This window comes from Rhizobacter sp. P2_H2 (assembly GCF_056403375.1).
Window position 1 is genome coordinate 1 of sequence record NZ_JBFUFP010000323.1, and the last position, 5,246, is coordinate 5,246.

The window sequence follows — 5,246 nt, forward strand, 5'->3', positions numbered from 1 at the left end:
GGTCGCGGAAGCTCGGTTCAAGCATGGTCTTTCTCCTGAGGGGACGGGGGGACGCCACCACCGGCAGCACCAGGCGCGGGTCCACCAGCGCCTGGCGCACCGCGCTCGGCGACAGCCCGCACTCGCGCCGCAGCGCGCGGGCGAAGCTGGTGCCGCCATCGAAGCCGCAATCGAGCGCGATCTTCCCGACCGGCGCGCTGCCGCCGCGCAGCGCCTCGACGGCGGCCGCGAGACGCATGCGCAGCACGTACTGCGCCGGCGTCATGCCGGTCATCGCGGAGAACACGCGGTGGAAGTGGAAGCGCGACATCGCGGCGATGTCGGCCAGCGTGCTCCCCTCCAGATCGGAGGACAGCTGCGCATGCACATGGGCGACGACGCGGTTGATGCGGCGGCGGTAGGAGAGCTCGGACTGGTGGCGCATGGACGAAGGTGATGGGCCGCGCCACTGTAGGGCGCAGGCCGCCGCCGCGCGCCACCGGGATTGCTCAGTTCAGCGCTGCGACACCGCGAGCCAGCGCTCGAGCTGCTGCGGCTCGGCAAGCAGCGCCGCGCTGTCGCTGCGGTGCACGATGCTGCCGCGGTCCAGCACCACCGCATGCTGCGTGATCGGCAGGATCATCCGCGGGTTCTGCTCGACGATGATGGCCGACAGCCCCTCGTCGCGCACCACGCGCGCGATCGAGCGCAGCAGCTCCTCCACGATGATCGGCGCCAGGCCCTCCAGCGGCTCGTCGAGCAGCAGCAGCTTCGGGTTCAGCACCAGCGCGCGCGCCACCGCCAGCATCTGCTGCTCCCCGCCGGACAGCTGGTGGCCCAGGTTGCCGCGCCGCTCCGCGAGCCGCGGGAACATCTCATAGGCGCGCGCGACGGTCCACGCCCCCGGGCGCGCGACCGCCGTCAGGTTCTCGTCGACCGTCAGCGACTTGAAGATGTTGCGCTCCTGCGGCACCCAGCCGATGCCGGCCGCGGCGCGCCGGTACGGGGCCGTCGCGCTGATGTCCTGCCCGGCCAGCACGATGCGGCCGGCATGGCGGCGCGTCACGCCGACCAGCGTATTCAGCAGCGTCGTCTTGCCGGTGCCGTTGCGGCCCAGCAGCGCGAGCGACTGCCCGGCCGCCAGTTCCAGGTCGACGCCCTGCACCACCACGGCCTCGCCGTAGCCGGAGCTCAGGCCCTCCACGCGCAGCAGCGGCTCAGCCATGGGCGACCTCCCCCTGGCCGAGGTACACCGCCTTCACGCGCGGGTCGTTCGCGATCGCCTGCACGTCGCCCTCGGCGAACAGCGCGCCGTTGACCAGCACCGACACGCGGCGCGCGAAGTTGAAGACCAGGTCCATGTCGTGCTCGATCAGCAGGATCGACACGTCGGCCGGCAGCGCGTTGATGGTGTCGAAGATCTCCTGCCGCTCGCCCTCGGGCACGCCGGCCACCGGCTCGTCGAGCAGCAGCACGCGCGGCCGGCACGCGAGCGCGGTCGCGATTTCCAGCAGCCGGCGCTTGCCGTAGGGCRGCACTGCCACCTTGCGGTCCATCACGTCGTCGAGGCGGAACTGCTTCAGCAGCGTCTCGCAGGCCTCGGCCACGCCATCGGCCCGGCCGAGCGGCTGCCACCAGCGCGAAGCGGCCCCGCGCTCGGCCGTCACCGCGAGCGCCAGCGACTGCAGCGGCGTCAGCTCGCTCCACAGCTGGTTGATCTGGAAGGTGCGCACCAGCCCGCGCTTCACGCGCTGGTGCGGCGCGAGGCGGGTGATGTCCTGGCCGTCGAGCAGGATCGTGCCGGCGCTCGGCGCGAGCACGCCGGTCAGCAGGTTGATCAGCGTCGTCTTGCCGGCACCGTTCGGGCCGATCAGCGCGTGGCGCGCGCCGGTCTCGATCGTCAGCGACACGTCCTGCGTCGCAGCGATGCCGCCGAAGCGCTTGACGAGGCCGCGGGTTTCCAGCGCGATGGTCATGGCTTGCGGCCCCACCAGGTCCACGGGCGGATGAAGCGGTCGCGGCCCACGAGCATCAGCACCACGAGGAACAGCCCGAGCCAGAACAGCCAGTACTGCGGCGTCCAGGCCGACACCAGGTCGTGCAGCAGCTTGAACGCGATCGCGCCGAACAGCCCGCCGTACAGGTAGCCGGTGCCGCCGATCACGAGCACCAGCAGCACGTCGGCGCTGCGGTGGAAATCCAGCACGTCGAGCGACGCGAAGCCGCTGGTCTGCGCGAGCAGCGCGCCCGCCGCGCCGGCGAGCCCGGCCGCGAGGGTGTACACCGCCGCGAGCCGCGCCGGCACCGACAGCCCGACGCTGGTGGCGCGCAGCCGGTTGTCGCGCAAGGCCTTCAGCGAGACGCCGAACGGCGAGTGCACGACGCGCCGCGCGAACAGCAGCGCGAGCACCAGCACCGCGAGGCTGTAGGCGTACGCGGTGCGGCCGTACAGGTCGAACTCGAATCGCCCGAGCAACGGCCCCATCACGACGCCCTGCAGCCCGTCGGTGCCGCCGGTCAGCCAGTCCAGCTTGTTCGCCAGCTCGTAGAGCACCGACGCGACGCCGAGCGTCACCATCAGCCGCGTCAGGTCGGAGCCGCGCAGGATCAGCAGGCTGCCGAGCGCGCCGAGCAGCGCCGACGCCGCGATCGCCACCGCCAGCCCGACCAGCGGATCGGGCATCACGTGCTTCGCGAACAGCGCCGCCACATAGGCACCGAAGCCGAAGAACGCCGCATGGCCGAGCGACACGATGCCGGCGTAGCCCAGCACCAGGTCGAGCGACATCGCGAACAGCCCGAGGATCGCGATCTCGTTGAGCAGCAGCGCATGCTCGCCGGCGAACACGCAGGAGCCGAGCGCGACCAGCCCGAGCGCGAACTCCCACCAGCGCCAGGCCGAAGCGGCGGACAGCGAATCCCGGACGCTCATCGGCTGGCACTCCGCCCGAACAACCCCTGCGGGCGCAGCGTCAGGATCACGATCATCAGCGTGTAGACGATGAAGGCGCCGAGCTTGGGCACGTAGTACTTGCCGAACACGTCGGCGATGCCGAGCAGCAGCGCGGCCAGCAACGGACCGGTGATGGTGGTGGTGCCGCCGACCGAGACGACGATCAGGAAATAGATCATGAACTTGAGCGGGAAGCTCGGATCCAGCCCGAACACCTCGGCACCGAGCGCACCGCCCAGGCCGGCCAGCCCCGAGCCGACCGCGAAGGTCAGCAGGAACACCTGGCTGGTGTTGATGCCCAGGCCCTGCGCGACGCGCGGGTCGTCGACCGCGGCGCGCAGCCGGCTGCCGAAGCGGGTGCGCGTCAGCACCGCCTGCAGCGCGATCGTCAGCAGCGCGCACAGCACGATGATGAACAGCCGGTACTTGCCGATGCCGACCGCGGCGAAGTCGAAGCGGCCCTGCAGCCACGGCGGCACCTGGATCATCTGCTGCTGCGAGCCGATCAGCCAGTCGACCGCCGTCACCGCCATGAACACCAGGCCGATCGAGAACAGCACCTGGTCGAGGTGCGGCTTCGCGTACATCGGCCGGTACAGCGTGCGTTCGAGCAGCGCGCCGGCCAGCGCGGTGAGGATGAAGGCGGCCGGCAGCGTCGCGAGGAAGGGCACGCCGAGCCGGTTCATCAGCAGCACGGTGACGTAGCCGCCGGCCATCGCGAACGCGCCATGCGCCAGGTTGACGAAATTCATCAACCCGAGCGTGACCGCCAGCCCGACGGCCAGCACGAACAGCAGCATGCCGTAGGCGATGCCGTCGAACAGCAGCGTCAGCATGCCTACTTCGTCTTGCCCGGGTCCTTCACGGCCTTCTGCACGTCGAACTCCTCGTTGAAGAGCTGGCCGTTCACGCGCGCGACGCGGCGGATGTAGACGTCCTGCACGATGTCGCGCGTCTGCGCGTCAATCAGCACCGGGCCGCGCGGGCTCTCGAACACCTGGCCCTTCATTGCGGCCAGCAGCGCATCGCCGCCGCCCGCACCCTTGGTGGCCTCGAGCGCCTTCGTGATCACGCGCATGCCGTCGTAGCCGGCCACCGCCATGAAGTTCGGGCGGAACTTGTTGGCCGCCTGGAAGGCCTCGACGAACTTCTTGTTGACCGCCGACGGGTGCGAGGCCGAGTAGTGGTGCGAGCTGACGATGTTCAGCGCGACGTCGCCCATGTCGTTGAGCTGGTCGTCATCGGTCACGTCGCCGGTGCAGATCAGGCGGATGCCCGACTTGTCGAGCCCGCGCTCGGCGAACTGCTTCATGAAGGCCGCGCCCTGGCCGGACGGCAGGAACACGAACACCGCATCGGGGCTCAGGTCGCGCACCTTCTGCAGGAAGGGCGCGAAATCGGGGTTGCGCAGCGGCGAGCGGATCTCGCCGATGACCTCGCCGCCGTTCAGCTTGAAGCGGTCCTTGAAGGTCTTCTCGGCGTCGATGCCGGGCGCGTAGTCGGCCACCAGCGTCACCGCGCGCTTGATCTGGTTCTTGCCCGCCCACTCGGCAATRCCCAGCGTCACCTGCGGCAGCGTGAAGCTGGTGCGCACGATGTAGGGCGACTGCTCGGTGACGATCGACGTGGCCGCGGCGGTCACGACCATCGGCGTCTTGCTCTGCGTCGCGATCGGCGCGGTCGCGAGGGCCAGCGGCGTCAGCCCGAAGCCGGCCAGCACGTCGACCTTGTCGCTGACCACCAGCTCCTGCGCGATGCGGCGCGTCGCGTCGGCCACGCCGGCATCGTCCTTGATGATCAGCTCGATCTTGCGGCCGGCGACCGTCGCGCCGTTCTGCGCCAGGTAGAGCTTCGCGGCCGCTTCGATCTGCCGGCCGGTCGACGCCGATTGCCCGGTCATCGGGAGGATGAAGCCGATCTTGAACGGCTTGGCCTGCGCGAAGGCGGTCGATTGGAAAGCCAGGGGCAGGCTCGAGGCCAGCCCCGCCGCAGCGAGGTGCCGCAGGGCGGTGCGCTTGTGCATGCGTTTGTCTCCGTTGGGAAGGCGGTGGATGATGCAGCGAATCCGGGGCCGGATGCTAGCATCCTGGTTCGCATACAGCACCCGTGTTCTATATAAGAACATTGCAGCAGAAACGGGGGCATCGCGCATCGCGGTGAACCCTCACAGGAGACCTTCATGACCTCGCGTTCCGCCGCTCCTTTTCGTGCCGACCACGTCGGCAGTTTCCTGCGCCCGAAGTACCTCCTCGAAGCCCGTGAGCGCTTCCGGTTGAAGGAGATCAGCGCGGCCGAACTGCGCGCGGTGGAGGAC

General features: G+C 69.9%; 6 protein-coding genes and 1 pseudogene. 1 reads left to right on the forward strand and 6 read right to left on the reverse strand.

Going from position 1 to position 5,246, the window contains the following annotated elements; genetic code table 11:
* The 6 genes from AC1D15_RS16945 to AC1D15_RS16970 all read right to left on the reverse strand — a co-directional run.
* Positions 1–424: helix-turn-helix domain-containing protein (locus AC1D15_RS16945; protein WP_477826884.1), on the reverse strand; the 424-nt coding region annotated here is incomplete at its 3' end.
* A 69-nt stretch (positions 425–493) separates the two neighbouring features.
* A complete protein-coding gene (locus tag AC1D15_RS16950; RefSeq protein ID WP_477826885.1) occupies positions 494–1,204 on the reverse strand; it encodes an ABC transporter ATP-binding protein in 711 nt (236 codons plus the stop codon).
* Positions 1,197–1,955, reverse strand: a complete 759-nt coding sequence (locus AC1D15_RS16955; protein WP_477826886.1) for an ABC transporter ATP-binding protein — start codon at positions 1,953–1,955, stop codon at positions 1,197–1,199. The genes AC1D15_RS16950 and AC1D15_RS16955 overlap by 8 nt, the downstream gene beginning before the upstream one ends.
* Positions 1,952–2,911, reverse strand: a complete 960-nt coding sequence (locus tag AC1D15_RS16960; RefSeq protein WP_477826887.1) for a branched-chain amino acid ABC transporter permease — start codon at positions 2,909–2,911, stop codon at positions 1,952–1,954. The genes AC1D15_RS16955 and AC1D15_RS16960 overlap by 4 nt, the downstream gene beginning before the upstream one ends.
* Positions 2,908–3,768, reverse strand: coding sequence for a branched-chain amino acid ABC transporter permease (locus tag AC1D15_RS16965; RefSeq protein WP_477826888.1), 861 nt, complete (start codon positions 3,766–3,768; stop codon positions 2,908–2,910). The genes AC1D15_RS16960 and AC1D15_RS16965 overlap by 4 nt, the downstream gene beginning before the upstream one ends.
* A 2-nt stretch (positions 3,769–3,770) precedes the next feature.
* Positions 3,771–4,955, reverse strand: a complete 1,185-nt coding sequence (locus AC1D15_RS16970) for an ABC transporter substrate-binding protein (RefSeq protein ID WP_477826889.1) — start codon at positions 4,953–4,955, stop codon at positions 3,771–3,773.
* Between the two features lie 156 nt (positions 4,956–5,111).
* On the opposite strand from AC1D15_RS16970, the pseudogene AC1D15_RS16975 reads away from it, so the two are divergent.
* Positions 5,112–5,246, forward strand: a pseudogene (locus AC1D15_RS16975) (5-methyltetrahydropteroyltriglutamate--homocysteine S-methyltransferase); the annotation flags it as partial.

Bases quoted from the DNA above. Each gene is read 5' to 3' on its own strand.
- AC1D15_RS16965 (WP_477826888.1), bottom strand. From the start codon at position 3,768: ATGCTGACGCTGCTGTTCGACGGCATCGCCTACGGCATGCTGCTGTTC.
- AC1D15_RS16960 (WP_477826887.1), bottom strand. From the start codon at position 2,911: ATGAGCGTCCGGGATTCGCTGTCCGCCGCTTCGGCCTGGCGCTGGTGG.
- AC1D15_RS16950 (WP_477826885.1), bottom strand. From the start codon at position 1,204: ATGGCTGAGCCGCTGCTGCGCGTGGAGGGCCTGAGCTCCGGCTACGGC.